Raw genomic sequence first — 26,428 nt, forward strand, 5'->3', positions numbered from 1 at the left:
AAGAGGTTCGCCGCTATTAACATTTGCAATTAAAAGCTGAATTAGACTTGTTGTCCACCTCAGGGCGTGTTGTTATATTTTCATTACTCAAAAGCTAGCCCACGTAAGAAAGCTTCAGGATTTTCAATATATTTTGCTGCACTAGATTGTGTTATATATTTTTTTAACTCAAATATATTCGGCTTAATTATGACTTTTTTAGAAGGAATAAACAAAACACAATTCAATGATATTGCTGAATTAATTATTGATTTAGTTAAACCCAATACCTTATCGCGTAAGTCTAATCTGAATTGGATACATTGAATTTTGTTGCCTTCGCGAAAAATAGTTAGATCATTGGTTTTAGCATTTCCCCAAATATCTATTTCATCACTCCAAGACTCAGCTTTAGGTAAAATAGAATTGAAAGATGTTTCGAAATCCTTTTTTCCTGCATTCCTAGACCAAACATGTGAAGTTTCAAAACCATCCTCACCATACAGTGAATCAGTTTTAAACTTATTGTCCTCTGCCCATTGAGCAGGAATAAACACAATTGAAAATTGCCAGATTGCCAATGAATTCTCCGAAAATATAACAGTTTATTATGAGGATACAATCCGCCTTTCTACAAAGGTTTTAATATCCTTGTTACTTAATAATTATTATCGACAATAATTTAATTCTGAATAAAAATCAATTAATTATAATTACCCCACCTCGATCCACCGCTCAATTTAACAACAAATGTTAACCACATAGTTGTAGAAAGGAGGATTCATGATAAGCTGTATATAAAAACAGCACTTATTATAAAAGGATTTATAAATGTCTTCACCCTACATAAATTACATTATAGAGCAGATGCGCTTAAAACGTTGTGCTAAAAGAACGATTGAATCGTACACGTATTGGATTAAAGCTTTTATAAACTTTACCAATAAAGTTCATCCGAAAACCTGCCATGATGTTGAAGTAGAAGCCTTTCTGTCCTATCTAACAAACCAAATGAATGTTGCACCTCGCACACAAAGTCTCGCTTTAAATTCTCTGGTATTTTTATATCGTCATATTATTAATAAGCAACTAACCTTCGAACTCGAGTTTAATAAGAGTAAAATTCAAACTAAATTACCTGTTGTCTTAACACCTGAAGAAACTAAGAAACTTTTATCTCATTTAAATAAAAAGCACGAATTACCAATAAAACTGATGTATGTAAGTGGGTTACGCGTTACGGAATCTGTAAAGTTACGTATTAAAGATATAGATTGCGATTACTATTCAATTCAGGTGTGGCAAGGGAAAGGAGCTAAAAACAGACGTGTAACTTTAGCTAAAGAGTTGATTGAGCCACTTAAATTACAAATAAAGCTTGCCAAAGCTATTGCGGAAAAAGACATTCAAAATAAACAGTATTCTGGTGTTTGGTTGCCTTACGCTTTAGAGAGAAAATACCCGCAAGCAAATAAAGATATTAACTGGCATTATATTTTCCCTGCTAATAAATTAAGTATAGATCCTGAGTCGCAGTCTTTAAGACGACATCATGTTGATCACACTGCATTACGAAAAAGTTTAAAAATATCCGCAAAAGAAGCTGATATTGAAAAAAATGTGACTTGTCATTCTAAAGATGATCTTGTCAAATGTTACATTCCATTAAAGGTAATAAAAACAGCACCTATTGAGTATGTAACAAAAATGGAGTTTTTCGACCTTAAAGCAGCTTAATATCCCCATATTTTATATTTAAATCTGAAACTCTTTTCTCAAGTAATTCAACTTCTCGTTTCAATTTTTGATTATCCATTTCATATTTAGCATTCAAAGATACTAACTTTTGAACATCTTCTTTAAGACGAATATTTTCATTTTTAAGTTTACCTTTATCAACTTTAGTTTGAGTTAACTTATCTTTAAATGAGTTATCATTAGCAATAAGTACAGACATATTGTGGGTCTGAATTTTTGTAGCAATGTCAGAGTAACGATTATAAATGGTTGAATGTGATATCCCAACAGTTTCAGCTAAAGCTGTAACTGATATTTTGTTTTTTTCTGGTTTCTCAAGCAAAATTTTTAAATTTTTCTCTAGTTTTTCTCTAGTTTTATTCAACATAAGTAAATTCTCTGTATTTCCATTTACCCTCCCCAAATTGGTAGTCTACACTTTTCAATATCATTATCTTCAACTAAAAAAGCTAAACTATATCTAGATCTAGTACTAGCAACATAAAAATTATTTTTTGCCTTATCAGAAGAGCCTTTATCAAAAGCATTTAGATCTCCATATAAAAAATTTAAAATATTTTGTGTCGGAACAACTAATGTCCGATTAAAACCTAACCCTTTTGATACGCCAAAATTAACTTTTTTTATTGGAATTAAGTTTAAATCCTTAGCACTATTTATACTATTTCTCAAAATAACAGGAGAATATGTATCAATATATTCTTGTTGTTTGGATGAAGGAATAATAAATACTCCTTGATGCTCTTGAAACTCTAGAGGAATATTATCCACTAAAGATTTGGTTTCATCATAGCCTTCACCTTTATGAATAGTGTCAGAGAATTTACAAATACTTTGAATACAACGGCGACTAATAGACATATACTCAGTTGTAAATTTTAATCGTGAAAACGCATCTAACTTTTGTTGACTAGTACTAGGGATTTTAGGGTTGGATGTAGTGGAATAAATCGTTTGGCGAAAGTCTCCTACACAAGTTATAGGTATTTTCATCTTCACCATATCCTTTAAGACATTAAAATCCCAACCAGCGAGATCTTGTACTTCATCAATAAAAACATGTTGATATATTGATTCTAGTCTGGATATAGATTTCTTACTGCTAGTCGCACATATTCGTGTTGCTAATTTTGCTAAGAACTCTGTATGTGCTTTTGTTTTGCATGAAGTTAAAAAGTGACGAGAATTAAATTTTCCATTAATTTTTTCAGCTGTTCCTGGTATTGTTCTTCCATTTCTGAAGTGTGGATTAATAGTCGTAAAATTAATATTATTAATGCGTTCTGAAAAAATAGATGCTTGATAAGGGCGAATTAAATCTTCCAATAGAAATGTGTACCAACCTTTTACAATAATATTATTTGGATTGGTAATATCCATACTATTATATTTAGATATAATTTCTTTTTGATTGTTTTCGGTATAAGTTATTATCAATACTCGATTATTATTATTAGCTAGTTGACAACACTCTTCTGCAATTTTATGTGTTTTACCTGCCCCTGCGCTAGCTATAAGTAATTTTTTAGCCAAAATACAATGCCTCAACTAAATAATCAGGGAATGCAATAATTCCTTCAGAGTCAAAAACTCTAATCGCTGTATCTACCTTTTTACCACCGAAGTTTTCTCCTTCACTTCCGTACCACTCTTTTAAAAACGACTGTTTATCAGTTAAGTTCTTACATGTTCTATTATACTTTCGATATGTTTGAGTTGATAACACAATTCGTGCAAACGAATCTAATGTCTCATCATCTTTGTTATTTTCTGCAATTAATGTTGGCTCCAAAGAATTCAGAGAATCATTTATATGTGAATAGAATGAAATAAAATCATACTCTGCATAATCATTCCCATAATCGATTATATTTTTCTGGTAATTACCATCATTGTCTTTAACAACATGAACAGTTGTCCCTATATGTTTAGCTATCTCTAAATAGCTTTTAAAACCGATTCCACGCACAACAATAATATCTATACCATCTTCTTCTGGTAACTTGTTATGATTTTGGAAATATATTTTTTTTAGTATAAGTTCATCTGAAGGACCTTCAACCAAAACAACCCTACTCGCTAGTGCTATCCTAAGAGTGTCATAACCAGGTAATCTTTTAAGTATTTTAGCAACTTTTTTATCAATGTCTTTCAGCTGTTTATATTCACGTCCGATTAAACATAAGTTTTTAATATTTAATTTATTAAGAACATAAGAACTATGCGTTGTAATAAATAATTGTTTTTCGTGTTGTTCAGCTATTTTAGATATTAGTCTACTGAGATTCATATGAGATAAATGGTTTTCTGGTTCTTCCACCATAACAAAATCAATATTGGCTGCTTTGTTGGCAATAGCTAATTTGATTTGTATTTGATTCTGCTCTCCCTTACCTATTAAGGGAAAATTGATATCATCTACAGCTAACTGTAATCCTGACTCAATATTTTGGTTATTAGAAATATCAGCTACAATTGATAAACATTGCTCTGTCACCATATTATCAGCATCAAGTTTATCGTTAATGCCTTTAACTTGAGGTTGTTCATTAAATGATTGTCGTAATTGACGATAATTCAAACTAAGTAGCGCTTTTTCTTTTTTATCTAGAGAAGCATCAATAATATTCCCTATATATTGGCTTTTCCCATAAGTCGGGTGCAATCTTGAAGGGTCGATTAAGAGTGACTTAGCTTCACGATTTAAATATTTAATATTATTCCAAGAAAAATCTTGCCAATTAACTTTATAAAATTCAGTAGGAATAGTACTTATGTCATTATTATCTTTTATAAAATCGTTATATGCAGCCTGTAATTCACAATCAAATAGGATATCTAATGTTATACCTTCGGCGTCAATATTTTGAGTATTATTAATACCTCGGTAATTAGGGCATCCTTCAAGGTATACCTCAATTTTAATAGCTGGTAAATTTCCTGAGGCGTAATCACTTTTAAAATAGTCTATTTTAGAAAGTACGTTAAATAATTCTGGAGTTATTTCTGAAGTAACTGACTTTCCACGATAACGTCCATTTACAACTAGTTCAATCGCTTCAAGGAGCGTAGATTTACCAGAATCATTATCACCAACGATAATATTTAGATCTTCATTAAAGCTAAAGGTTTCGCTAGAAAACTTTTTAAAACCACTAATATATATTTGAGTTATATGCATTTTGTTTCCATACCAGTTATTGTCCATTGAATAATGATTTGTTCTTAAGTCTCTATTTAGATCAATCTAGTTTAACTTTATATTTCACTCTTAAAGGCATTATTTCTTCAAATTCGCAGTTTAAAGCATTAGTAAGTTTGTATAATGTTTCTAATTTTATATTAACCAGGCCTCTTTCCATCTTGCCGTAGTTGCCTCTTTCGATACCAACATATGCTGCAAAATTCTCTTGAGAATAGCCAGCAGCTTTACGTTTTAATCTCAACATTTCACCAAATTCTTTAACTAAATCACTCACCAAAGTTTTCCTTTAGGTAAAATGATTAGAATTTCATGTTGAGGGGTAAGGCACCACGCCCTATAATACCCATTATTATTTAAATTTGACTAGGCTTTATTTTGAAATTAGACCCTGTAGTAGCTCAAATTATTGTGGTAGAAAGTTTTGACAACTTCACAACCGCTGATGTTCGAACAGCTTACTTAGCTTTAAAGAATGATGTATCACTTGAGCCGACAAGTGTTAGGCGGAAGGTATACGCTGAACTTTTAAAGTTAGTTAAAAAGAATTGGTTAAATAAAGTAATTCCTAATAAAAAAGGATTCACTCGTTTTAGTAAAACAACACTTTTTGATGTTAAAAAACTCCAGTTAAATACTGAACATGAATCTAAAAGTTCAATTACACGTATAGATCATAAAAAGGAACAACTATTTGATAAATTAAATATTTATAAATCTGAACTGTTATTAAATATGGGCGAGTCAGAAGCTTATAAAGAGCTTTATTCTGAGTTCCCAGAGTTGATTGAAGAAATACAACCAAAATACAATAAAGCTAGAGACAATAATACAAAGATATTAGGGAAGATAAGAGCCATTGAAGGCCTAATGAATAATGACAGCCTTTAGGTAAAATATGAAACTTAGACAATGGCAAAATGAGTGCATAACATTAGCGTTAAACGAGTACCAAAATAATAGTCATTTTTTAGTATTAGCCACCCCAGGTTCAGGTAAGACTTTAATGGCATCTGAATTAGCTAATCAGCTATTAAAAAGCAATCTGATTGATTTAATTATTTGTTTTTCACCTTCATCTATTGTGTCACAAGATTTCAGTGAAGTATTACAGCTAAAAACTAAAGAACGGTTTGATGGACTTATCGGTGCAAAAGGGAAATCTCTCACGTATCAAAGTATGCAATACCTAGATGCTAACTTCTGGCAATTATTCGATCAATATAGGATTTTTGTAATTTTTGATGAAATCCACCATTGTGCCGGTTCAAATGTTGATAATTCAAATGCATGGGGTGAACAGATAATACTTCACATTCAAAACAAAGCTAAATATACATTAGCATTAACAGGCACTCCTTGGCGCTCAGACACAGCTCCTATCGTTCTTTCAAACTATTCACACCCTAGTAATAAAATATCCTGTAATTACGTTTATGGCCTTTCAGAGGCTATTAGAGACAATGTTTGTCGTATCCCTCAAATAACAGCAATTGATAATGATAATATTTCTGTAATTGATAATGAAGAAACAAAAACATTTAGCAGCTTTAAATGTTTATTATCAGAATCAATAATTCCATACCAGGAAATTATTGAAAATGAAAAAGTTATTAAGTACATAATTTCATCTGCACAAAAGAAACTAAACGCTATTAGAGAGAAAAACACTGATGCAGCAGGATTAATTATTGCGTCATCAGTTGAACATGCACAGCAGATTTCTAAGTTAATGAAAGAATATCTTAATGAGGAATCTATAGTTGTTACCTACAAAGAGAATGAGCCAACAAGCATCATTCAACAGTTTAGAAATGCAAAAACTAAATGGATCATTTCCGTAGGCATGATCAGTGAAGGAACAAACATTCCTCGTTTACAAATATGCTGTCATCTTACCAATATTAAAACAGAGATGCACTTCAGACAGATTTTGGGGCGAATACTTAGGATGACAAATTCAAAAAATCAAGAAGCAATAATGTATATGCCTGCTGAGCCTAAGCTATTGGAATACGCTTATCGAGTTAAGCAAGATGTACCCTTTGAAGCTGATGTTGTTAATTTTGATAAAATGAACATAGCCGTTCAAAACAATATCCAAATTAACGAATTAAATACCATGACTTTCGATAATAAGATAGAAAACAAACTTCTAATTGAATATAAGTGCAATCAATTGGACACTATTGTTGAACAACCAAAACAATTAAAAAATAACGAATTTTCTCAAGATAATTTTTTAAATAACTCTTATAAACGATTAATCAATATTTCAGACCGTTTTCAAAATGAGGTCTTAACTATAGGCTTTAGTTATTTTAAGTGAAAGTTTTCAACTATCCCACTAGAGCTTCAGCTAATTAGAATGACTTTTAATGGGATACGTTTGGTTCTCAACTTCATTATTTCCGTTTTTACAATCTAAAGATTGCTTTGGAGATATATGAGATTGTATCTTGGTTCCATAATTATTGTTAATCTGCATTATAACATTATGAGCAGAACAGTTCCCTTCTATTGCAGCAGCTTGAAGAAGCTGCATAGTAAAGTCGCGAATAGAATGATCATCAATTAAACTCCAGGTGAAAAAATCCAACCATGCAGTTTTGATATCATCATTACTATTAGGCCAATTATCGTATTTTATATCTGGTGTTGAAATCAATCTAAATGCATTAAGTATCTCCCCTTTTTCATAGACTCTAATAGTATTCATATTCTTTCTATCATCACCAGAAAATAAAGAATATATATAGCCATTGTTTGGCGAAGTCATGAATACAATAGCTTCTGACTTATCAGTAATTAATTGCATATATTCAGCTAACCCACCACCCAAAGAATGTCCCGTAAATACTATTTTTGAATAATTAACTCCCCGAGCTTTCAAGCTCGACATCACTTTATTAGTGTAGTTTTTTGCAGATTTAAATTGATCAAGGCTGTCCGTCTCTATCAACTTCAAATTTCCCGAAAACGTATCCCCCCAACTGTCCGTTCCTCTGAAGGCTATAACTAAAATGGGATCTTGTTTTTGCCCCACACCATAACGATAACGTAACCAAGCTTTTCCTCTGAAATTAGTGATAGTATCTATCCCCTCATCATGAAAGATTGGGTCGTGAAACTCATTAGCTGGTAAAAATATTTCAGGGTAAATTGAGGCTGACTTATCATAAACATTTGCTGAGTACACTGCATAAATAGCTGTTTTATTGGCAAATGCCCTAGCCCTTGGATAACCTTTATCAGACTTTAACCAATTATCTTGAAGATCTAAACAATATAGATTTGCTGGGCAATTAATTGATTTTATGGAACTTGCACAGCCAAATAACAAAATTATAAAACCCATCAAAATAAGCTTTACCATAATATGAACTCCTTGTAGGTTATATTTAGGTACATGTTGCATGAGGCGCATTTATTCCATTTAAGGGAATAGCCGTTTTTCCAAATATCGTTTTAACACTTGGCTTATCACTTAATGCTCTAACATCAATACTAAGGATATTCTTATCAATACTAGGCACTTTAACGGTTCCTGATATATCAACCCCCATAATACCGTCAGTATGGTTTAATGTTGTTGTTATACGTAATTCATTATTTGTTAATTGACATACAGTAGTATTATTTAAAGTATGTTTATCAATTACTTTAACATTCTGTATATAAGACTGGAGTTGACCATCTTTTTTATAATTAACCTGAAAATATCGCGTTCCAGGAGTAAAACTGGCTACTGCAGGAGGAATAACACTAGGTGGTAGTAAACTAAAACATTGATAATTAGTATTTGGTGCTATAATTGTTGCTGGCCGGCCATCATATAATTGAGAAGAAGGTATTAAAGAAAAACTTTCAGGTACGTCTATGCACAAATCCGCGTTTGTCGCTCCTGAGAGAATATACTGAATGTTATTATCCCTATGTTTAGATACGAGTTTTATACCCCCTTCATTTAATACTTTTAACTGTTTCCTTACTTTATTTAAAGACTCAATGGGGTCAATTAGATTATCGCTATTTATGCCATTTGAAGTTCTAAGTAATTTAGATATATCAGCTTCAACAGGGTAAAGAAGCTTCCGCTTATCCCATAGAGACGGGTCGCCACCTTTCAGGATAGAAAGTCTCAACCATGTTTTATCTCGGTACAACTTGGGCTTACCATCGCCGTTATTGTGAGATAAACCCTCATCTCTTATAGTAAAATCAGTTGAATCAACATTTGTTAGAGACTTACTAGCAGGCGAATCAGTTAGCCCTATTGCGATAGCATTAACAGGGAAAAGTAACCAGTCAGCTAAATAGCCTATAGGATTACTAAAGCCCTCATCTTGACTAAAATAATCATAGCATTGTCCTACTCCACACGATTCTTTTTTAATTAATACCATTTCACCTGCCTTTAAAGGCAAAACATTAACACCATTATTTCCAGAATGGTTGTATAAAGAATTTCCTGCGACAAAATCAACATCAAGTTGTAAGATCAAGTCGTTATCATTGGTGTTTGTGATAGATTTTGCGACCTCCTTCGCTACCTTGATTTCTTGAGACGTCACAGGGTTTGATAAACTTAAGGCTTCACTTGCTGTTGCAATAAAATCGAGCATACTCCCGACTTTTCCATTTTCCTCTAAATCATATTCATAAATTTTTAATGACATACTCAAAATGTCGCTTTCCATCCGCTTAGGCCCATATAAAGCCTTGTGAAAATATGGTGTTTTTGTAGCATCAGCTATTGAATCATATGGTCCAAGTATTTTAGTAACAGTATCACTAGCAGTTCCAGTAACCACCTCTTCAAACTGAACAACAATTATAACCTCATTCACTCCACCTATATCTGGCAAATATCTAAGATAACTATCCGTTAAATATACTGAGAATGTGTCATCTCCTTTAGATGCAGTCGTTTTGTTCGTCTTATATATAATACCGTCGGAATTATGTAGTTCAGATGCTGAAACTAAAGGCGAATCTAATTTTTTATTTGAATTAACCGAAAAAATTGATACTTCACCTGTTGTTGATGTACATGAGGATAGAAATAAATAACAAATTACAATTAACGCTAATTTCATTTTAAAATCCCTTTTTGTATTTATAATATACAATATATGTATATATTATAAACTTCAAGAGCCAAGTATGGAAATACATCGACTTTCCAGAATCTCTTAGATTAACCTGCTCAGTAGTTAATTTTTCAAACAGAGATACGTTTTTTGAGGCTGTTAAATCAATATATATTTATTCTAAAAATCAGTTGCATGAGTAGCACTAAATAATTAAATTTGCAGAAAATTAAAAGTAATTGTGAGCTTATTACATCCTCTCAGATTTATTAGACTCTGCCACTGATAAATATGATCACTTTGTGCTTAAAAAATAAAGCCTCCCCTAATATTCAGGTCAACTTTCTAATTATATAGCGACTTAATTTTAATACTTCTATGGCACTAGGGCACAAAGCACCATAGGGTTTATCGTGTAAGATTGGTCATTTATGGAGGAAAATTATGTGAAGGCTAATTAACTTTATCTAATTCCAATAATTCAATCAGACTAAAAATTTACTAATTTAAGTAGTTCAGAAGTATTACCTACTGAATCATGACTTAAGTAAAACAATCTATTTTTCTTTTCACATCGACCATCTGCTGACCATTGTTCCTGTTCTTTAAGCTTTAATTTTAACAGAATACCAATCTTACCTTGTTCTAATTCAAGTTCGTACGAAGATTCAGTATCACACCAGAGAGCTACAATTGAACTTGGAAGATACTCACTGTTATTCGTTGACCGCTGTGTCATACCATATGGTGAGATAGATAAAACACTACAGCCAGGTTCATCAACTAAAGCCGATGAATATCTATGAGACCATCGCCCTTTCATTTGAGGGCCGTCAAGCAAAAGTGCAACGACAAGGTCAGGGCCTAGTGCCCGTACAACAGGAGCTATGGGATCTTGTCTTGCCAAGTCTTCACAGATAAGCGGGCATATATGAACATGTTCATCACGATAAGAAATCAACTTTCTATCTCCAGTTACACAGTTTTCCCACCACTTTACTTTGTCTGTACTAAGTACATTACCTAACCCATATGTATTTAACTGAGTAGCATCAAGAGCCCATCGATGATGTTTTCTCTGGCTCTCACCAACATAATTATTAACAAAATAGTTCTGATAAAAAAGCTCCAAACTATTTTCACCATAACTTTCAACACTATCACCGACTCCAAAAACACCAAATATGATAACAGGAGGTTCAATGTTTCTTTCTGAAAAATAGTCTCTGATACCGCTTAACAGTTTAGTTTTATCGTTTGAATTCACCGCACTTTCAGGAATAACAACGAGATCTGGTAAGCTTAGTTCTCCTGAGGATTCAATCGCGTATACAATCATCTGATGGGTAATTATCTGATGATTCTCATATGAAAAAAAACCAAATTTATCATCCATTTGTAAAGTTGGTTTATTGTCTTGCTTAAAAAAATCATCCTTAACCTCTAGCGGCCAAGGAAGAACCAATACATTGTATCGATTAGCTTCGATGTATTGATTAGCTTTGGTTTTCTGAGTTGACTTCCCAACAAGTGCGGCTACTTCAACCCCTGGTTTAATGTATGCTAAATCATGGCTTAAGCTATTGAGTGAGATGCCAGTTTGAGGAGTATGGCTCTTAAACTGAATTACACCATAATTTTTATCACATTGAGATAAGCTAGAAATGATTGAACGATCTTTTTTCGCAATCAATGTCTCAACATACCTATTTATCAGCGCATTATGAGTTCGATATATTTCATTTTGTATTCGGTAAGCACATACATCGCTTGCAACATACAATTCAAAAAGTAACTTCAGATAATCAGGATCCTTTAGCAATGTTTCAATCTGTACTCGTGTTTTACTGCTGCTAAACAAATTATACAATAGTTCATAAAATCTCGAACTTACTTTAATTTCATTACGCGTCTGAGCATCGAGTAATCCTTGGGACCAGTTACTTTGGTGATTACCTGTTTTCAGCTGTTTTAGATAATTAGTTCCATTCTCTATAGATACGATTTTTTGGTACACATCATATGTATCAAAAATCCGAGCGATAAGATGAAACGTATTCATCGGCCACATCAAGTATTGCAATAATTGATTGTCAGGATTATCTAAGTCTAAGGTGAAAAAAGATCCTTCTAAGGACCTCTTTACTTTGGCAAAATCACTTGCAGGACCTGAAGAATCATCCCCCAAAAACATATTCTTCAATAGTGTTGCTAACATCATGTTTATATCACCGGTTAATCAATAGCATCAGTTAGGTGCAGATAGCCTGTTTGAATTTCTTTAAAACGAAAATTAAAGATAGGAAAATAAGAAGTATTAATGATATTTAAAAAATTTAGATATCCAGTGTCTTTTATATGGTAATTTAACACCAATAAAGTAGCTTCGCAATAAACATAAAATGTTTAGTTTTAATCATAAATCAATGAATATGACCGGCTGATAATGCATTATAAACGGTACTGCAAATTAAATTAATTACTTTGGACAATGATGCCGTTATAACTCGCTTTTACGCGAAAACGAAATAGAAATATAATATTTATATCCGCTACTTATGGAAATAATGAATATACCATTGGCGATAATTGACACAAAAATAATCGCATCAATGTTGCAATAGTGTGTTTTAGGAGTGTTCAATATATCCAAAAACAAGATATCTAATAAGATTAGATATTGTTGGCACAGTTAAATGTAATTGGCTGGCTAAGGTAAATGCGATTAGATGCACTGATGGGTGATGGTTTCCATACGTTCATCAAGATCATAATCATTCATCACAAAGCAATGAATGACAGATGATTTAAGTAGCGCTAACTTTACTTCTCAAATTAAGATCGATAACAATTACCTCAACTGCATCTACTTTAGGAAAATCTTTTGAAATAGAGTTCCAATAGTTCATAAGTGCTCCACGTAATTGTTGTAACGTTACAAGCTTACTATCTATCTCCCATTTTCTATCAGTTTTAGCTGAAACTAAAAGCATAATCCCACATGAGGCTCCACTTTCTCTAATATAATCACCTACTAATTGGTTTCGTAATCGTTCACACAATTTATTACCTGACCAGCTTTTATCTAACATTTTAAGTTCGATGGGAACTGGTGATTTAACATGAATACTATCCAGCCAAATATCCATTCTCTGGGCATTAGCTAATTCTGGTTCTTGCGCTGTAATGTATTGTTCTCGACAGTTTTGATTAAGCCATCCAGCTATTAAATTACGAATTTCGTTTTCTTGATCTGCCCTTTGCCATGTTTTCCAAGGGCTATCATTTCCATTCTCAATCCAAGCTTTCATATTATTCAATCGATTAATACCTAATTCATATAGTTGAGTATGTGTTTTAGGTGTTATTAATTGTAGATGTTCAAACTGCATAACCTGTTCGCTGGTCCAGGTTTCTAAATCACCATCACATTCGGCTTTATTTAACGCTTTTTTAGTCATCCATAACCTATAACTAGGTTCAGGATGTTCTAGCGCTAATTCTTTTATAGCGATGTAAGCCTCTTTGCCTGGTAAGTCACAGAGTAATGAGAACAAACGATTTCGAGCACTTTGTGCGTCATCACGAAGTTCGGGGGAATAAACACCATCGTTTTCTCTAGTAATGTCATCTTCCGACTTAACATATTTGTGTGCGAGTATATAAAGTTCCTTCAAAAAAGTCGGTGTGATATATGTTTCAAAACTTATCTTTCCTCGGCTGCCACGTCGATCACCGACTAACTCAGTTATAAAGATTTCAGCACTGAGTTTTGCCTCTTCATAGCTCATTTTATTAAGCCAACCTTCTACAATTGAAATGGCCTCATCTGCTTTACAATCAACCCATAAAGCAAACCAACGAGCCTTATTAGCAATAGGTTGTTCTCTAGAAACCTCCCTTTTAATTAGTTTAATTAAATGTTCAGGAGCTAAATTTCCTCCAAGCATTATTTTTATACAATATTCTGGATATATATAAATTTTTTCTGGTTTACTGATTAGCCAATTCAATATGAGCGTTGCTAAGTCTTTATGTATCCATGGAGCGTAGTAAGTTAAATTATGTAAAACATAATGAAGTTGACTCTCTGGTTCTGCATGCTCTAACTCCCAGATTAATTCGTTTTTTATAGCTTCTAACGTTTGTGTTGGAAAGTGTTTGTATATAGTTTCTAACCAATTTGGGAATCCATTAAGTTCTTTTGCCAAGAATCTCAGGGCTTGTTTTAAGTCTTTTGAAGAAAGGTTTTTATAAAAATCAGTAACTTCACGCAACTCTATTTCTAAGCCAGCCATAGCAATTGAAAGTTCTCCTGGAACCTTATTATTGTACTCCTCATGTTCTGATTGCAGCTCAACATCAAAACTCCTCCACAAGCTCTTAATGGCCGTTTTATACTCTTTTGCAACATCTGTCCCAAAAACAGGAACTAGTTCCTCCCATTGTGCTCCTCTGGCTCTGGTTTGCTTTAAGGAATCGCCTTCTATTTCAGAATACAGCCACCATATCTCATTTGTAATTAGTCCTGACTTTAAAACTGGAGTAGCGTTAATCCTTTTCGGGTTGGCCTTTAAAGACTCAATCCATTCAAGTCGTTGTATATCATCTTGTAGCTTTTTAACATCGCGTTCCTTTTGCATCGAATTAAGTTTTTTTTCACTCTCACTTAAAATTCTAACTCTAGGACCCAAACGAGTTTGTAAAGCTTCACTTAGCGCAGTGTTACTTGCAACAACTTCTTTTAAATCAATTAAAATATTAAGAGGTTTTCCCATTTGTTGGTAAAGACGAATTACAGTACTAAGAGCAATCAATTGTTCAGCTTTATCTATAGTATTTCCAATGTAGTTTAGTAGCCTAATATAAGAGTATTCATCGAATAACCAGAAACATCCATGACAATGTGCTTCCCAATCATCTAATACTAGCTCACCTTTTATTTCAGATTTAGATTGTACCTGTTTAATACTCGCCCAATATAAAGCATCATTTAGTTCAGGCCACTTAGGTATTAATTGTTGCAGATTGTCTTTGTAATCATCATATTCAGAACTTATCCAGTTTTTAGCTCTAGGTATAGAAATTAGTATGGATATTACTCTTGATGATAAAGTTATCTCAGAACGAGCTATAATAATTTTTTCTAGTATTTGTGTTGTGTAATTTATTAGCCAAGCATATTTTTGAGATATTCGACAATAGTTTGAATCTCCAAATGGTTCTTGGTCTAATAAACTTATTACCCCATCAAGCAAGCAGTTTAATACATCAAAATCATTTGCGACTGAAAGGTTTTCAATAAATTCAGTCAATGAGTGACGTGCGCTATATGAATCGCCTTTTCCCTTATTTAGTTTAAGTTTTGCTATTGAAATAAGTAACTGTTGAGTGTTAAAAATACTTATAGGAAGCTCATTTAAGAACTCAGAAAAAAGCTGTGGTTCAATGTCCTCCTCTAGCGTATTCAATCTCCCCCATAGTTCTGTACAATAGTCTTGTTCTCCTAATGTTACAATTGCCCGAAGAGCAGCAATTCTCGAGTAAATATCTCGTTGGATATTTAGTACAACCCCCTCAAATAGAGGTAATGTATCAATCATTTTACCTTGCCACGCTAAGCGCCCAAGGAAAAATATCGCGTCGTCACTGTCTATATTCTGGTTAATCAGTTGTATTGCTTTTGCTGTTAAGTCAGGAGCAGCTATTTTAGCAATTGCAGAATTGTCTCTAGCACCACGTTCATCCTCATTGGACACAATTTTTTGTACTATTTCATTGAGTAGCTGCTCTCTAATATGTAGAGACAATATCGCTGGATCTCCGCCTTCTACAGCTACTTCAGGTGCAATAGATATAGCTTGTCGATAAAAATCATTATCAAATAAAATAAGCCAACTAAGTATTGATCGAAGTTTTGGGGTAATAATCTGTTCACCATATTGATCTCGGAAAAACAGAGCCTTGATTGAATTGATGTCAGCGCCAGATTTGAGCAATGAATCAAACCACTCAGCTGCTAATAATTCCCTTACTTCCCTGTGGCGAAACCTAACCGTATCGTAAACAATGTCGTTAAATACACCTAATTCTAAAAGTGTTCTGACGTCACTTGGAAGCCAATCACTTAAAACTTCAACTGCATTTATACCTTTTGCGTTAGTTGTTCCTGGAATTTTTATACCTGCATGACCAGTCAATACGACTGAGGCTGCTAGTCGGCGAGCACCATCGAAAGCACGTTCAAGCGTGAATGTTTGGGTATAGGACCTGTCAGCAGAGTGTTGGTCTGTTAATTTTACCTTTATATTATGCCTTAAAAGGTCTATGCGGCTCCCAAGATCTTTATCTTTTTTCCATTTATCAGTTATGCTATCAAGATCAAAAGGTCTCTCAGCCAAACTCCATAAGCTTAACCTATCAATTTCTTCCAAAAGTTGATCTACATTATCAATATCACGTGCTAAACAATAATGCTTAATTCTGTCGCTATCTAATGGCCTAAGCGTAAAAACTTCTAAAGAACTATCGTTATTATTCTGTTCAATATCATTTTGGACTTGCTCATTTCCAACCAACATTGGTAAGTGCAGCTTATCATCCATAAGCTTTCTATCTTCTGATGGCCTCCAAGAATAAGGTCGGCTAGATACAAAAACATGAGCTCTTGGCTTTGCATTAGATATCCGATTAGCGAACTTATTAACTGCTTTCTTAAAAGCACCTGGACTAGTTAATCTAGATTCGTCGACAGAGTCTAAAAAGAACCAAGCTTCATCAGTACTATCTAACCATTGGTTAAACTTATCTTCAGAACCGACTTCGAATGATTCTTCAAATTCACTATCGATATCTTCAATACGAATAAAAAATGCAAAAAGGCCTTTAGATTCAAGATAAATCGCTTGTTGTTTGAGCTCCTCGGTTTTTCCTGCTCCTGCTTCCGCCAAAATAACGCAACGAAATTTTTTTAAAATATCATCCCAATATAAATTCTCAGAACTACCTAGTGATGATAACCAATTTTCTTGATATTCACTTCCTTGGTTTTTAGCTACTATTGAGAAAGCTCTATTTAATTGTATGTAATTTTCCATGTATTTATTAGGTCCTTTTATTATGGAATGCCAATACAGAACAAGGTTACAAATTATCAAAATCACTAATGCTGATATGAGCTTTCTTGGCAACTAGTTTAGCTAATTTTCGATATAATATAGTCACTTGCTATTTCAAGGATTGTGTAGCATAGACAAAATCAGCCTTTTTTAGCTATTAATTGCGGTCCAAAATCAGGAATAACTATGTTTTTAAATGAATTATCAAATGCATATTTAATCCTAGCCTGAGATAGTTCTCTAATTTTTATATCATCCAATAGCTTCGCATATTCAAAAGAAATACTATTGTCTGAAATAGCGTCACATATCCAATCAAAACTAAACTTATCTTTCAAACAATTAACTTCAATATAACTATAAAGGTCTTTACTCTCGTTGTACCACTCACCATGAGATAAATTTTCTCTAAATGAGTTCTGAATGTTTATTTCGAGCTCTTTGTTACCGACAAAGCCTCCCAAGAAAGTAAGTTTATCCGGTGAGTTTGATTGCATAGAAGATAAACGAGTATCAATCCATTGTGCGGTGTAACCAATTTTTATTCTTTTAGTTATTTCAGCCTTAACGAAATAAATCATACAATCAGCCTATCAATTAGTTCTTCAGATTTTTTAATATATTCACGAGCACGTTCTTTAGTACCAACTCCAGAATCTGGCATGTTTAATAGTAATTCATGTTGCTCTTTAAGACCTTTCCATACGGGTACGTGGCTTTTATCAATAACTGAACTATCGCAATCAGGACATAGCAATTCATCATATAATCCTTCGCCTCCACAACCATCACCAGAGGCTAAACACCAGCTATGCCCTGTCCCTCGAACAAATACGCTATCACTAATTTGTTTAACTAAACTAGGCATATCTTTTGATTTTTTAAGCCCCCCTCTTTGCCTAAAAGTAGCTATAGCTTCACCTCGCCCTCCTGCAAGGGGCACATCCTTTACGATCCAATCAGAAACCAAAGTGCTTTGTAAATCGTTGCGTTCAGTAAGTACTTCATCAAATAGTGAATCATCGAATACATCGGTATTAGCATAATAAAGCGTCATATCGAGTGACCAATGCTTATAATGCTCTCTCAGGTAGCGTAAATCTCCTAATGAGCTTCTTGCTGCTAAGCATGCGAATGTACGTCTAAAATGATGTGTTGCTAAAGGCCAAATAGAGCCTGGAGGAAGTTTTAGATCGTTATTATGCTCTGTAATACAAAGATCAAACTCTTTTGATAAAAGTTTAAGGGTTTGATTCCAATGATCATTAGAAACCCCATTTAATAGATTAGTTTTGTTATCATTACCCTTAAAAAGGAAAGGAATTAAATTATTTTGGTTTTCTTTATCACTATCATTTAAATAAGGAAGTGAAAACCTTATTACGTCGATTAAGGGGAAATTTACAGATGTTAGGTGATCTATTGCTATCCTAACTATTTCTGGAACCATCCATTTTGCTTCTGTAGGCTCTTCTTCTAACTTATAAGTTAAGTCTTCTAGCCAAAAATATTCTTCACCATCCCAACCTTCAGATTTAATGAAGCTACTAAAATTTAAAGATGCAATTTCGGAGTTTCTCATACCTGTAGTTAGGGCAATAATAACATAGCAACATGCTCTTGCCTTATGCATAAATTTTGTTAGTTCTATTTTCGAAGAAAAATTATAACGTTTTAATATTTTATTTTTATATTTAATATACTCCCTAGACCTTTTTGCATGATACAAAGCGAGCTTGTCTGGTCTAGTTGTTTTTATATCGTTTGTTTTTCTTTCATTTTTTAGTTCTTTGTAAGCAATTTTAAGAGCTAATTTTGTAAGTAACGAAAATGATTTAATAATTCTATGGCTATTATCTTCAAGAAATTTAACTGAATTAGTAAATAACTGACTACATAAATAATCGGGAATACACGGTGTTTGACGTAAATTTCTCCCACCGTTATTTTTTCGATCATTAGATAGATGTACAACTGAAGAGTCTGGCCACGGATGTTCAGCTAATCCATCAGGTAAAAGATATCTAAAATGATAAAGATCTTCAATTACACCTAAATATTTCGCGTTAGTATTAGTTCCTAATTTTGGATTACGTTCAAATATATAGTCTTGAAATCTATTAGTATCATCTTTATTAAACAATGAAAAATTGTATTTTTTTTGACTAATTAAATAATTTATAAATGTTTTTATAGAATAAAAATGACCTATTAATGATTGTGGACCGAGTACCTTCCCTGATCTAGGATTTGGAGTATTAAATCGTGTGTAAAGATATTGTTTTGTTGAAAGTAAAAGGGTTGAGTTTTTCTCATCTAAAAAATTAGAACCGTCTGATAATACAGTATCAAAATTAATTAATGCTCTCGAATTAGATACATTTTTGTTATGGATATAATGTCTAAAATTCCACAAAGCATCAGAAAACCTTGAACAAACCTCACCATTAAAGTTTAGTGTTACTACTTGATCATCAAACATAAGACTTTTTATTGGAAGGTACTCAGGCTTAATAGCTATCATATTGCCTCCAAAGAGTTTCTTGACGACCGCATTGGATTTGGAACATTAAAAGCACTTTCTTTAGCCTTATCTACAACCAACTTATCAAAAGCAGGCTCTATTTCATTCTCAATAACTTTTATCACCCAAGAATATAATTTCTTCCATTGCTTACGACCAATGAACCCTCTCTCTTTTCTAATTAACCAATAAAAAGAAAACAACCTATGTAAATCAGACTCTATTATTACCTGATTAGGGCATTTAAAGCATGCTACAAACCGCGTGCAAGCTTTACCATTACCTTTTGAATATGCGCCTTCATAAGGATCAGAGCAACGACCTACACCTGTATTAAAGTCACCAATAAGAACACTCTTAGCTTTATCGATATTTATATTTAATAGATGAGATATTTTATCGGTAATGTCTTTTTCAGACTCGCCAAGAAGTGAGTCCGTTAAAACGTAACCAAAGTATTTATGGTTTTTCTCCATCTCAGGAGTAACTTCCAAATAACTCTGATTCATTACGGGAGTGGTATTACCTAATAATTTAGAGGTTTTAATTGGATCCCCATTAGTTAATTGCCAAACTCGTGTAGCAAAAGTCTTTCTCAACCTTTTAATTTGAAAATGTAAGGGGGTTGCATTATCCTTTAATAAATTTGCTCGTTTACCTATACCGTTAACTGCTTTCCAAAAATACATATCAGTTAAGCTTGTTGGCTGTTTTTCACTATTCTCAACAAGAAATAAATTATCACATTTTTCACGAAGATGAAGTGTATGTACTAATACTTCATTTATAAGTAGCCCAATATCTTTATGGGTACTAAAGATCTCATCAAATTTGATTTCACTTTTCATAGCCTGAACATTAGTATTCATTCCTCTATGTTTATAACTAGTTAATAAAATATGAGTTTCAGGTGCTAAAGGATGGGGAGAAATACAATCTGTTTTCATATTTAAAATTGTTGAAGTATTCCTTCCTGTTTTAGCTGCAATAATTAAAGTATAAATCGACAGCTTTTGTCTAAAACTACCAATAAATTTATCTTGTCGAATCAATTCTAATTGGCTCCATAAATAGCGCATGATTCTCGTCATTTCTGATTTTGAATAAGCTAACGCCCCTTTTCCAGCTTTATTTACATTAACAAATGGGGCATAAGGAAAAATATCCTTAGAAATTCTTCCTTCTCTAGTAAAATACATCAAAACACTTTTCACATTATTATATTGCTTTCTAGCACTTACTTTAGATAACTTCCCTGTTAACGTTTTAGATGGTTTATTCTTAATCCAAATTAAGAAATCATTTATCGTTTCGCTCGTGAATAGCTCTATTTGATTAATATTAATTCCTTTTAGGTGCTGTTCATCTAAAAAAGCAAAAATATGGCCACAACCATCAGAAGCAAAAACCCCAACAGTTGAAGGTCTGAGTTCATGGGATAATTGATTTGTTGCATTATATAAATCAACAACTAATTGAGTTCTATTAGCATACTTAGCGTTAACAAAATCGTCACACTTAGGCCTCCCGTAATATTTCCATCTATTAAAGTCAACTAGTACCTTATTCGTTTTAAATAACATATTAGAATTAGTTTTCTCATCATCTAATCTTATTGGAATTAAATTACTGTTTTGCAGTGTGAAGTTTTTCTTATCTTTCATAACTTACTCCATCTCATCTAATTCTATTTGATAAGTTGATAATTCTTTTTCTTCAAGACTTTCAATGCAATGAAGATAAATGCTTGTGGTGGATATAGACGAATGGCCCATTCTTTCTTTTACCCAAGCAAGTGCTTTTGTAGTGCCAACTCTCTTAGACTCCGCATATAATTCAATTGTAGCGTAAGTGTGTCTCAACATATGAGGGTGAACTTTAAAATTTAATACTCCTCCTTTATCCTTGTTTAATTTAGCATATACAGTATTAAGTGCAGTTTCACTAAAAGGAGAGCCGAAACGATTCAAAAAAATAAAAGGTGATTCATGACCATACTTTGCTTTATATTTACGAAACCTAATTACTCGTTCACCGAAATTAATATAATCCCATAATTCCTTCATCAACATTACTGACAAGTATACTCTCCTAGGTTTACTACCTTTAGTTCGTTGCCCATTCGCTGTAGGCTCTAAATCTATTGAAATCCGCTTATTTAGATTAGTTAAATTAGGTTCATAAATATGATCAGAAATAAAAGAGATAACTTCATCTTTTCTTAAACCAGTAGATAAAATTAATTTAGTAATCAATTTAAACGTGGTGCTATCAATAGCGCTTATTAGCTCTTTACATTGATCTAATGATAAAAGTTTAGGCAACTTTTTAAACGTCTTTAAAACGAGGTCATTACTTTTTATTTGGTTCTGGCCATGCGTATGTCTTAAAAAGCTAGGCATACTTTCGGGCATAACTTTATATAGTGTTTCCCATGGTTCAAAATCAATTAAGCCATTTTTATAACAATAATTGTAAAAACGTTTTAAAACAGATAATCGTAGATTTATAGATGAATCAGATACCCATCGTTTACCATTTTTCTTTACTAAGCTTCTAGACCAATTTCTATATAAAGCCAAAGCGCTTAAAGAGAAATTATCGGTATCGTTTAAATAGGCTTCATTCCAATCAATATTATTTGCAGCTAAAAAAGAAAAATAGTCGAGTAGTGAGGTGGCATAACTTTTAACAGTTCTTAAGCTTTGAATTCTAGAGTCTTGTACGACCAAATAAATAATGAACTGATAAACTGGGCGAACAATCTCACAGTTTTTATCAATTAGGATGGGTATATTAGAGTAACTCTGACCCGAAATAGTGAAGTGAGAATCTGTATAAATTAATTGCAAATCTAATGACCTTAAAATACCAATCTACTATTAGAATAGAATAATAATAGTATTATGTATGTAACAAATATAAGATCATCTTACATACGTTGCGTCATTCTTTCGCGACTCATTTATTGCAACGTGGAGCTGACATTCGTACAGTGCAAGAGCAGTTGGGACATACTGATATTAGAACAACCCAAATATACACTCATGTTATGGAGCATGGGGCGAATGGCGTAAGAAGTCCTTTATCTGATCTTTAACTTTATAAATAAGCACGACTACAAGCAGCTTCTTTAAATACTTTATTTTTAGCAGTCGATATTTCTTTATATTGTTGTGTCCAGTAAGTGCAGGTTTTTATATTTTCGTTTCTAATATGTGCCCTATTCTCTCGTTCTATTTGTCTTTTACGTTTAGCTATTTCTTCTACTCTTTGTTGTTTTTGCTTTCTTTCTTTTAGGTTTTCTTGTTTGATTTTGTCGTAAATTTCTTGTCGAAATCGTTCTTCTTGAATCTGTTCAATAGTTTTAAAGTCGTAACGGTGCTGACTGTGTTGTATTTGTAAGTTCATTTTCTGCTCTAGTTCAAGCTGCCTTATGAGCATATTATTATTAGCTTTATATTTGGCTTCTAAATAAGCTTCTTGATTATTTTTTGCTTGCTCAAGATACAATGTAGATTTTTGAATAGCGGCTTCTGTTTCCGATTGGTAAAAGTAGCCAATTAAAGATGAGAAAATAAAGTTGATCACAAAAACAGACAACACAGCGACTAAAGCAAGTCGTAAAATAACAATCATCATAATTGCTTAGTGTTTTTTAAGTTGTTCATCAATAACTTTAGTTCTGTTATCCATTAACTGCTGAACATTACTTACATCATTCATAAGCTCGGTAATTTTATTGGGGTTAGTGCCTTTACTACCTGAAGGTTGACTACTTTTATTAACTTTTACTGGATGTAACTCTTCTGCTACTAATGGTTTAATCGCAGGTATCACGGTTAAGTTTTCTGGTTTTATCCAAGCTTCACTATTCTCTTGGGGTTTGTCTGAATAATACCAAGTGCCCTTTTCATCTTTCCATTTATAAATAGGAGCATCTTGGCTCTCACTATTTAACGAATCACTAATCAAAGATTTTGAATCATTTAAAAGTGAATCTGTATTGTCTAAGATGCTATTTTTGAAATTTATAAATTTTTGAGCAAATACATTATGATCGTAAAAGTCTGAAACACTTAGCCAAGCTTCGCCTTTAGGGCTTTTAAGTACAAACAGGCTACCAATACTGAGGGTTAACAAACACACTATAAGATAAATAAAGTGCTTCATTTTATTACTTAACACCTTTATTTGAGTTGGCTGCATCTTCTAAATATTTAGCAGACAATTTTTGATAATTAAATCGACAAATCAAAAAAGAGATAACGCCAGCAAGAGCTATAACAATTAGGCTAGAAACATCTCTTACTAGCGACAACAATATAATAAGTGTAGGTACAATCAGTAATAATACTAACAAACATTCTGTTTGCTTTTTAACTTTTGAATAACAGAACAAGCCAACCGAAAATAAAATAACAACAAACCACATATCAAATGTGAATTGACTTAAACCATTAAATGAAAATAGGTTTTGCTTAGCTGCAACAGAGATCAGTGTTGCTGTAGATAGATGAAATATAATTTGAAAAACAAATAGGTTAATAATTAAAAGTAAAACAGGAAGTTTGATGTCTAAAAAGCTAGGTTCTTTTAATTCTTCGTTATTACAATATTGCTGCACTGAAGGTCCTTTTCATAGAGTGGAAAAATAGCCCGAAAATACTATTTTACCTTGTAAGTTAATACAAGTTGCTTTTTAAGATTTCAAGTAAACAATCACAATTAAAATAAGAAAACACAGTAAAATTTAAAAACTGACTTTAATTTAATAAATTTGAATTAAGATTAGGTATAATTAGCCTATTAATCTTAATGTTACTGAAAAGATACTTACTGTAGGTTCACCATGAAAAAGATTGTTTTATATACAATGGCTAATTGCCCGCATTGCAATGTAGCTAAACAATATTTAGATAAAAATAACATTACCTATCGATTATGTAATGTTAAAACGCCTGTTGGTCAAAAAGAGTTTTATAAAACAGGCTATAGAAGTGTTCCGGTTTTAAAAATTGGAGAGCAATTCTTAAATGGTTTTTCAATTAAAGGCTTTCAGAATATGGTAAAAGATTAGCGTAAACTAAATCTTAACGCTCAGCCGTATCAACTACCTTACTATTTAAATTAAATACAAAGTGTAAGGCTTTATAAGCAAGCAAGGTGGTAAGAATAAAAAATACTATCCAGTATACTTTATATAAGTTCACACCTTCTCCTGTTACAAATTCTACGGGTATTTCTAAAAAAGAATAAAAAAATACGTTAAATAGCTTAAACCATGCGGCAAATAATAATACGGTGATTAACTTGTTGATCATCAACTTCTCGGGATATTTTTCGTACTTGGGAAAATAAGGCGCTAATGTAATCTATTTAAAGGCGCGTGTTAATTAAAATTTAATGTTTGAAGCTGATTGTTTTTGATCTGTGAACAATCTCAGCTAATTTCAAATAAATAAAAAACGCACTTAACTCAATTAAGTGCGTTTTTGTAAAACCTAATCAATTAATGATTAAAACTTAGCGGTTACAAATACCCAAATTTTATCAGTATCTACTTTTCCTGAACCGGCATCACCAGCAGAGTAAGACGCTAATTTAACACCTGCTTTATAGTTTTTAGCAAAACCTTTTGCATATACCGCATCTATTTCAGAACCTAAATCAACGCTATCTACGTCAGATGAAAAGTCATGATAAGTAACAGACAAATTACCACCTAATACCTTAGTTGAAACAGTAGCGTAAATATCTTCTAAACCTACACCTGGTGTGCCTAAGAATTGATCAGCCCAACCATTAAATTTATGTGCTGTAGCTAAAGGAGTTGAAAAACCTACACCTTTGTCACTTCCTAATGATTCGTAACCTAATTTAGCCGTAACTTTACCGAAGTTGTATCCACCTTCTAACATTAAGTAACTTGTATCCGCATCAGACGCATCGTCAGATTGAGTCGCAATTTCCGCTGCGTATAAAAATCCGTCTTTTTTACCTGTAAAGCTTATACCGTAAGTATCTAAACCATTATCTGTGCCGTTATCTACTTCAAGTAAATACGCATAACCTACAACCTTACCTAAAGAAGTTTTGTAAGCTACATTTAATAAATGATCTTTTGAATCAAGATCATTTGCCTCAGCAAAGATGCGATTTCTTTTTGAGATATAGGTATAGCTACCTGATAACTTTTCAGAAGCTTGATACATAAAGTTAGCTGCATCAAATGTTTGTCTGTCTTGTCTCCAACCAACATGACCAACAAAACGATGTCCATCTAGAGTTACAACTTGTCTACCAACTTTTGCTGTAAATTTATCCGTCTTGTATTGTACATAAGCTTGATCTAATTCAGTGGTTTCTGGATCTGCAACTACAGAGTAAATACCAGCATTGTTACCCGTTGTATCGTTATAATTATCTACGCCAGCAATAACGCGTGAATCTTCAAATTCTACAACAGCTGAAAAACCATTATAACTTGCAGTAGCGTGAGTTAAACGAGTTCTTAATGTTAATGCACTTGCATCTTTTAGTGCGTTATCTTGGTCAACTGACTCGTAACGTAAGTTAAAATCTAATGTGGTTTTAGATTCATCTGCAGCTAATGTAGACAATGTTGTTGATGCTAATGCAGCAGTAACAAGTAAAGATATTTTATTAAGTTTCATGTTTGGTCCTATAATTTTTATTTAATTATTTTTTGTATTTCAGTTAATTTTTAAAGATTTTTTTAATTTTTTTAATT

General features: G+C 32.7%; 22 protein-coding genes and 1 pseudogene. 5 read left to right on the top strand and 18 right to left on the bottom strand.

Annotated elements, in window-relative coordinates; genetic code table 11:
• Nucleotides 1-83: 83 nt before the first annotated feature.
• Nucleotides 84-560 carry a hypothetical protein gene (locus tag Q5N69_RS15365; protein WP_304369975.1) on the bottom strand — a complete coding sequence of 159 codons (477 nt, stop codon included), beginning with the start codon at nt 558-560 and terminating at the stop codon, nt 84-86.
• A 250-nt stretch (nt 561-810) separates the two neighbouring features.
• Here Q5N69_RS15365 and Q5N69_RS15370 point away from each other — a divergent pair, with 250 nt between their 5' ends.
• Complete coding sequence (locus Q5N69_RS15370) at nt 811-1,716, top strand: integron integrase (protein ID WP_304369976.1); 906 nt, start codon at nt 811-813, stop codon at nt 1,714-1,716.
• Here Q5N69_RS15370 and Q5N69_RS15375 read toward each other — a convergent pair.
• The 4 genes from Q5N69_RS15375 to Q5N69_RS15390 form a co-directional block, all read right to left on the bottom strand.
• Nucleotides 1,703-2,104: a hypothetical protein gene (locus Q5N69_RS15375; protein WP_304369977.1), complete on the bottom strand. Its 402-nt coding sequence runs from the start codon at nt 2,102-2,104 to the stop codon at nt 1,703-1,705. The two genes, Q5N69_RS15370 and Q5N69_RS15375, sit on opposite strands and share 14 nt — an antisense overlap.
• 23 nt (nt 2,105-2,127) lie before the next feature.
• Nucleotides 2,128-3,270, bottom strand: a complete 1,143-nt coding sequence (locus tag Q5N69_RS15380) for a UvrD-helicase domain-containing protein (RefSeq protein ID WP_304369978.1) — start codon at nt 3,268-3,270, stop codon at nt 2,128-2,130.
• A complete protein-coding gene (locus tag Q5N69_RS15385; protein ID WP_304369979.1) occupies nt 3,263-4,918 on the bottom strand; it encodes an ATP-dependent endonuclease in 1,656 nt (551 codons plus the stop codon). Before Q5N69_RS15385 ends, Q5N69_RS15380 begins: the two co-directional genes overlap by 8 nt.
• Nucleotides 4,919-4,979: 61 nt before the next feature.
• Entirely contained in the window at nt 4,980-5,216 is a 237-nt protein-coding gene (locus Q5N69_RS15390; RefSeq protein ID WP_304369980.1) for a helix-turn-helix domain-containing protein, read from the bottom strand.
• 101 nt (nt 5,217-5,317) lie between these two features.
• Between Q5N69_RS15390 and Q5N69_RS15395 the strand changes: the two genes are divergently transcribed.
• Both Q5N69_RS15395 and Q5N69_RS15400 read left to right on the top strand, forming a co-directional pair.
• Nucleotides 5,318-5,830, top strand: a complete 513-nt coding sequence (locus tag Q5N69_RS15395; protein WP_304369981.1) for a hypothetical protein — start codon at nt 5,318-5,320, stop codon at nt 5,828-5,830.
• A gap of 7 nt (nt 5,831-5,837) precedes the next feature.
• Nucleotides 5,838-7,268: a DEAD/DEAH box helicase gene (locus Q5N69_RS15400; protein WP_304369982.1), complete on the top strand. Its 1,431-nt coding sequence runs from the start codon at nt 5,838-5,840 to the stop codon at nt 7,266-7,268.
• 30 nt (nt 7,269-7,298) lie between these two features.
• On the opposite strand, the gene Q5N69_RS15405 is transcribed toward Q5N69_RS15400, so the two are convergent.
• The 8 genes from Q5N69_RS15405 to Q5N69_RS15440 form a co-directional block, all read right to left on the bottom strand.
• On the bottom strand, nt 7,299-8,315 hold the full coding sequence (locus Q5N69_RS15405) for an Mbeg1-like protein (RefSeq protein WP_304369983.1): 1,017 nt from the start codon (nt 8,313-8,315) through the stop codon (nt 7,299-7,301).
• A 25-nt stretch (nt 8,316-8,340) separates the two neighbouring features.
• The gene (locus tag Q5N69_RS15410; RefSeq protein ID WP_304369984.1) at nt 8,341-10,038 is read right to left on the bottom strand and encodes a hypothetical protein; all 1,698 of its coding nucleotides are present in this window, start codon (nt 10,036-10,038) and stop codon (nt 8,341-8,343) included.
• Nucleotides 10,039-10,522: 484 nt separating this feature from the next.
• On the bottom strand, nt 10,523-12,253 hold the full coding sequence (locus tag Q5N69_RS15415) for a hypothetical protein (protein WP_304369985.1): 1,731 nt from the start codon (nt 12,251-12,253) through the stop codon (nt 10,523-10,525).
• Between the two features lie 586 nt (nt 12,254-12,839).
• Nucleotides 12,840-17,129 carry a hypothetical protein gene (locus Q5N69_RS15420; RefSeq protein ID WP_304369986.1) on the bottom strand — a complete coding sequence of 1,430 codons (4,290 nt, stop codon included), beginning with the start codon at nt 17,127-17,129 and terminating at the stop codon, nt 12,840-12,842.
• A 161-nt stretch (nt 17,130-17,290) separates the two neighbouring features.
• Complete coding sequence (locus Q5N69_RS15425) at nt 17,291-17,731, bottom strand: GIY-YIG nuclease family protein (RefSeq protein WP_304369987.1); 441 nt, start codon at nt 17,729-17,731, stop codon at nt 17,291-17,293.
• Nucleotides 17,728-19,674: a hypothetical protein gene (locus Q5N69_RS15430; RefSeq protein ID WP_304369988.1), complete on the bottom strand. Its 1,947-nt coding sequence runs from the start codon at nt 19,672-19,674 to the stop codon at nt 17,728-17,730. The genes Q5N69_RS15425 and Q5N69_RS15430 overlap by 4 nt, the downstream gene beginning before the upstream one ends.
• Nucleotides 19,671-21,338, bottom strand: coding sequence for a hypothetical protein (locus tag Q5N69_RS15435; RefSeq protein ID WP_304369989.1), 1,668 nt, complete (start codon nt 21,336-21,338; stop codon nt 19,671-19,673). The genes Q5N69_RS15430 and Q5N69_RS15435 overlap by 4 nt, the downstream gene beginning before the upstream one ends.
• Nucleotides 21,339-21,341: 3 nt before the next feature.
• The gene (locus Q5N69_RS15440) at nt 21,342-22,526 is read right to left on the bottom strand and encodes a tyrosine-type recombinase/integrase (protein WP_304369990.1); all 1,185 of its coding nucleotides are present in this window, start codon (nt 22,524-22,526) and stop codon (nt 21,342-21,344) included.
• Nucleotides 22,527-22,609: 83 nt separating this feature from the next.
• Between Q5N69_RS15440 and Q5N69_RS15445 the strand changes: the two are divergent.
• Nucleotides 22,610-22,774: pseudogene (locus Q5N69_RS15445) on the top strand (tyrosine-type recombinase/integrase); the annotation flags it as partial.
• A 2-nt stretch (nt 22,775-22,776) separates the two neighbouring features.
• On the opposite strand, the gene Q5N69_RS15450 reads toward Q5N69_RS15445, so the two are convergent.
• From Q5N69_RS15450 to Q5N69_RS15460, 3 genes are read right to left on the bottom strand one after another with little or no spacing between them, the layout of a single operon-like run.
• Nucleotides 22,777-23,313 carry a hypothetical protein gene (locus Q5N69_RS15450; protein ID WP_304369991.1) on the bottom strand — a complete coding sequence of 179 codons (537 nt, stop codon included), beginning with the start codon at nt 23,311-23,313 and terminating at the stop codon, nt 22,777-22,779.
• Nucleotides 23,314-23,322: 9 nt separating this feature from the next.
• Complete coding sequence (locus tag Q5N69_RS15455; RefSeq protein WP_304369992.1) at nt 23,323-23,847, bottom strand: hypothetical protein; 525 nt, start codon at nt 23,845-23,847, stop codon at nt 23,323-23,325.
• A gap of 4 nt (nt 23,848-23,851) precedes the next feature.
• Nucleotides 23,852-24,301, bottom strand: a complete 450-nt coding sequence (locus tag Q5N69_RS15460) for a hypothetical protein (RefSeq protein WP_304369993.1) — start codon at nt 24,299-24,301, stop codon at nt 23,852-23,854.
• 225 nt (nt 24,302-24,526) lie between these two features.
• Here Q5N69_RS15460 and Q5N69_RS15465 point away from each other — a divergent pair, with 225 nt between their 5' ends.
• A complete protein-coding gene (locus tag Q5N69_RS15465) occupies nt 24,527-24,754 on the top strand; it encodes a glutaredoxin family protein (RefSeq protein WP_304369994.1) in 228 nt (75 codons plus the stop codon).
• Nucleotides 24,755-24,767: 13 nt separating this feature from the next.
• Here Q5N69_RS15465 and Q5N69_RS15470 read toward each other — a convergent pair whose 3' ends face one another.
• Complete coding sequence (locus Q5N69_RS15470; RefSeq protein ID WP_304369995.1) at nt 24,768-24,998, bottom strand: hypothetical protein; 231 nt, start codon at nt 24,996-24,998, stop codon at nt 24,768-24,770.
• A gap of 195 nt (nt 24,999-25,193) precedes the next feature.
• Nucleotides 25,194-26,351 carry an alginate export family protein gene (locus tag Q5N69_RS15475; protein ID WP_304369996.1) on the bottom strand — a complete coding sequence of 386 codons (1,158 nt, stop codon included), beginning with the start codon at nt 26,349-26,351 and terminating at the stop codon, nt 25,194-25,196.
• Between the last annotated feature and the right edge of the window lie 77 nt (nt 26,352-26,428).

This window comes from Pseudocolwellia sp. AS88, assembly GCF_030551755.1.
Lineage (GTDB): Bacteria > Pseudomonadota > Gammaproteobacteria > Enterobacterales > Alteromonadaceae > Pseudocolwellia.

Coding starts and splice junctions, on each gene's coding strand:
- Q5N69_RS15400 (WP_304369982.1), top strand. CDS start 5,838: ATGAAACTTAGACAATGGCAAAATGAGTGCATAACATTAGCGTTAAAC.
- Q5N69_RS15425 (WP_304369987.1), bottom strand. CDS start 17,731: ATGATTTATTTCGTTAAGGCTGAAATAACTAAAAGAATAAAAATTGGT.
- Q5N69_RS15450 (WP_304369991.1), bottom strand. CDS start 23,313: ATGATTGTTATTTTACGACTTGCTTTAGTCGCTGTGTTGTCTGTTTTT.
- Q5N69_RS15385 (WP_304369979.1), bottom strand. CDS start 4,918: ATGCATATAACTCAAATATATATTAGTGGTTTTAAAAAGTTTTCTAGC.
- Q5N69_RS15465 (WP_304369994.1), top strand. CDS start 24,527: ATGAAAAAGATTGTTTTATATACAATGGCTAATTGCCCGCATTGCAAT.
- Q5N69_RS15455 (WP_304369992.1), bottom strand. CDS start 23,847: ATGAAGCACTTTATTTATCTTATAGTGTGTTTGTTAACCCTCAGTATT.
- Q5N69_RS15405 (WP_304369983.1), bottom strand. CDS start 8,315: ATGGTAAAGCTTATTTTGATGGGTTTTATAATTTTGTTATTTGGCTGT.
- Q5N69_RS15435 (WP_304369989.1), bottom strand. CDS start 21,338: ATGAAAGATAAGAAAAACTTCACACTGCAAAACAGTAATTTAATTCCA.
- Q5N69_RS15415 (WP_304369985.1), bottom strand. CDS start 12,253: ATGATGTTAGCAACACTATTGAAGAATATGTTTTTGGGGGATGATTCT.
- Q5N69_RS15375 (WP_304369977.1), bottom strand. CDS start 2,104: ATGTTGAATAAAACTAGAGAAAAACTAGAGAAAAATTTAAAAATTTTG.
- Q5N69_RS15430 (WP_304369988.1), bottom strand. CDS start 19,674: ATGATAGCTATTAAGCCTGAGTACCTTCCAATAAAAAGTCTTATGTTT.
- Q5N69_RS15410 (WP_304369984.1), bottom strand. CDS start 10,038: ATGAAATTAGCGTTAATTGTAATTTGTTATTTATTTCTATCCTCATGT.
- Q5N69_RS15475 (WP_304369996.1), bottom strand. CDS start 26,351: ATGAAACTTAATAAAATATCTTTACTTGTTACTGCTGCATTAGCATCA.
- Q5N69_RS15370 (WP_304369976.1), top strand. CDS start 811: ATGTCTTCACCCTACATAAATTACATTATAGAGCAGATGCGCTTAAAA.
- Q5N69_RS15420 (WP_304369986.1), bottom strand. CDS start 17,129: ATGGAAAATTACATACAATTAAATAGAGCTTTCTCAATAGTAGCTAAA.
- Q5N69_RS15470 (WP_304369995.1), bottom strand. CDS start 24,998: ATGATCAACAAGTTAATCACCGTATTATTATTTGCCGCATGGTTTAAG.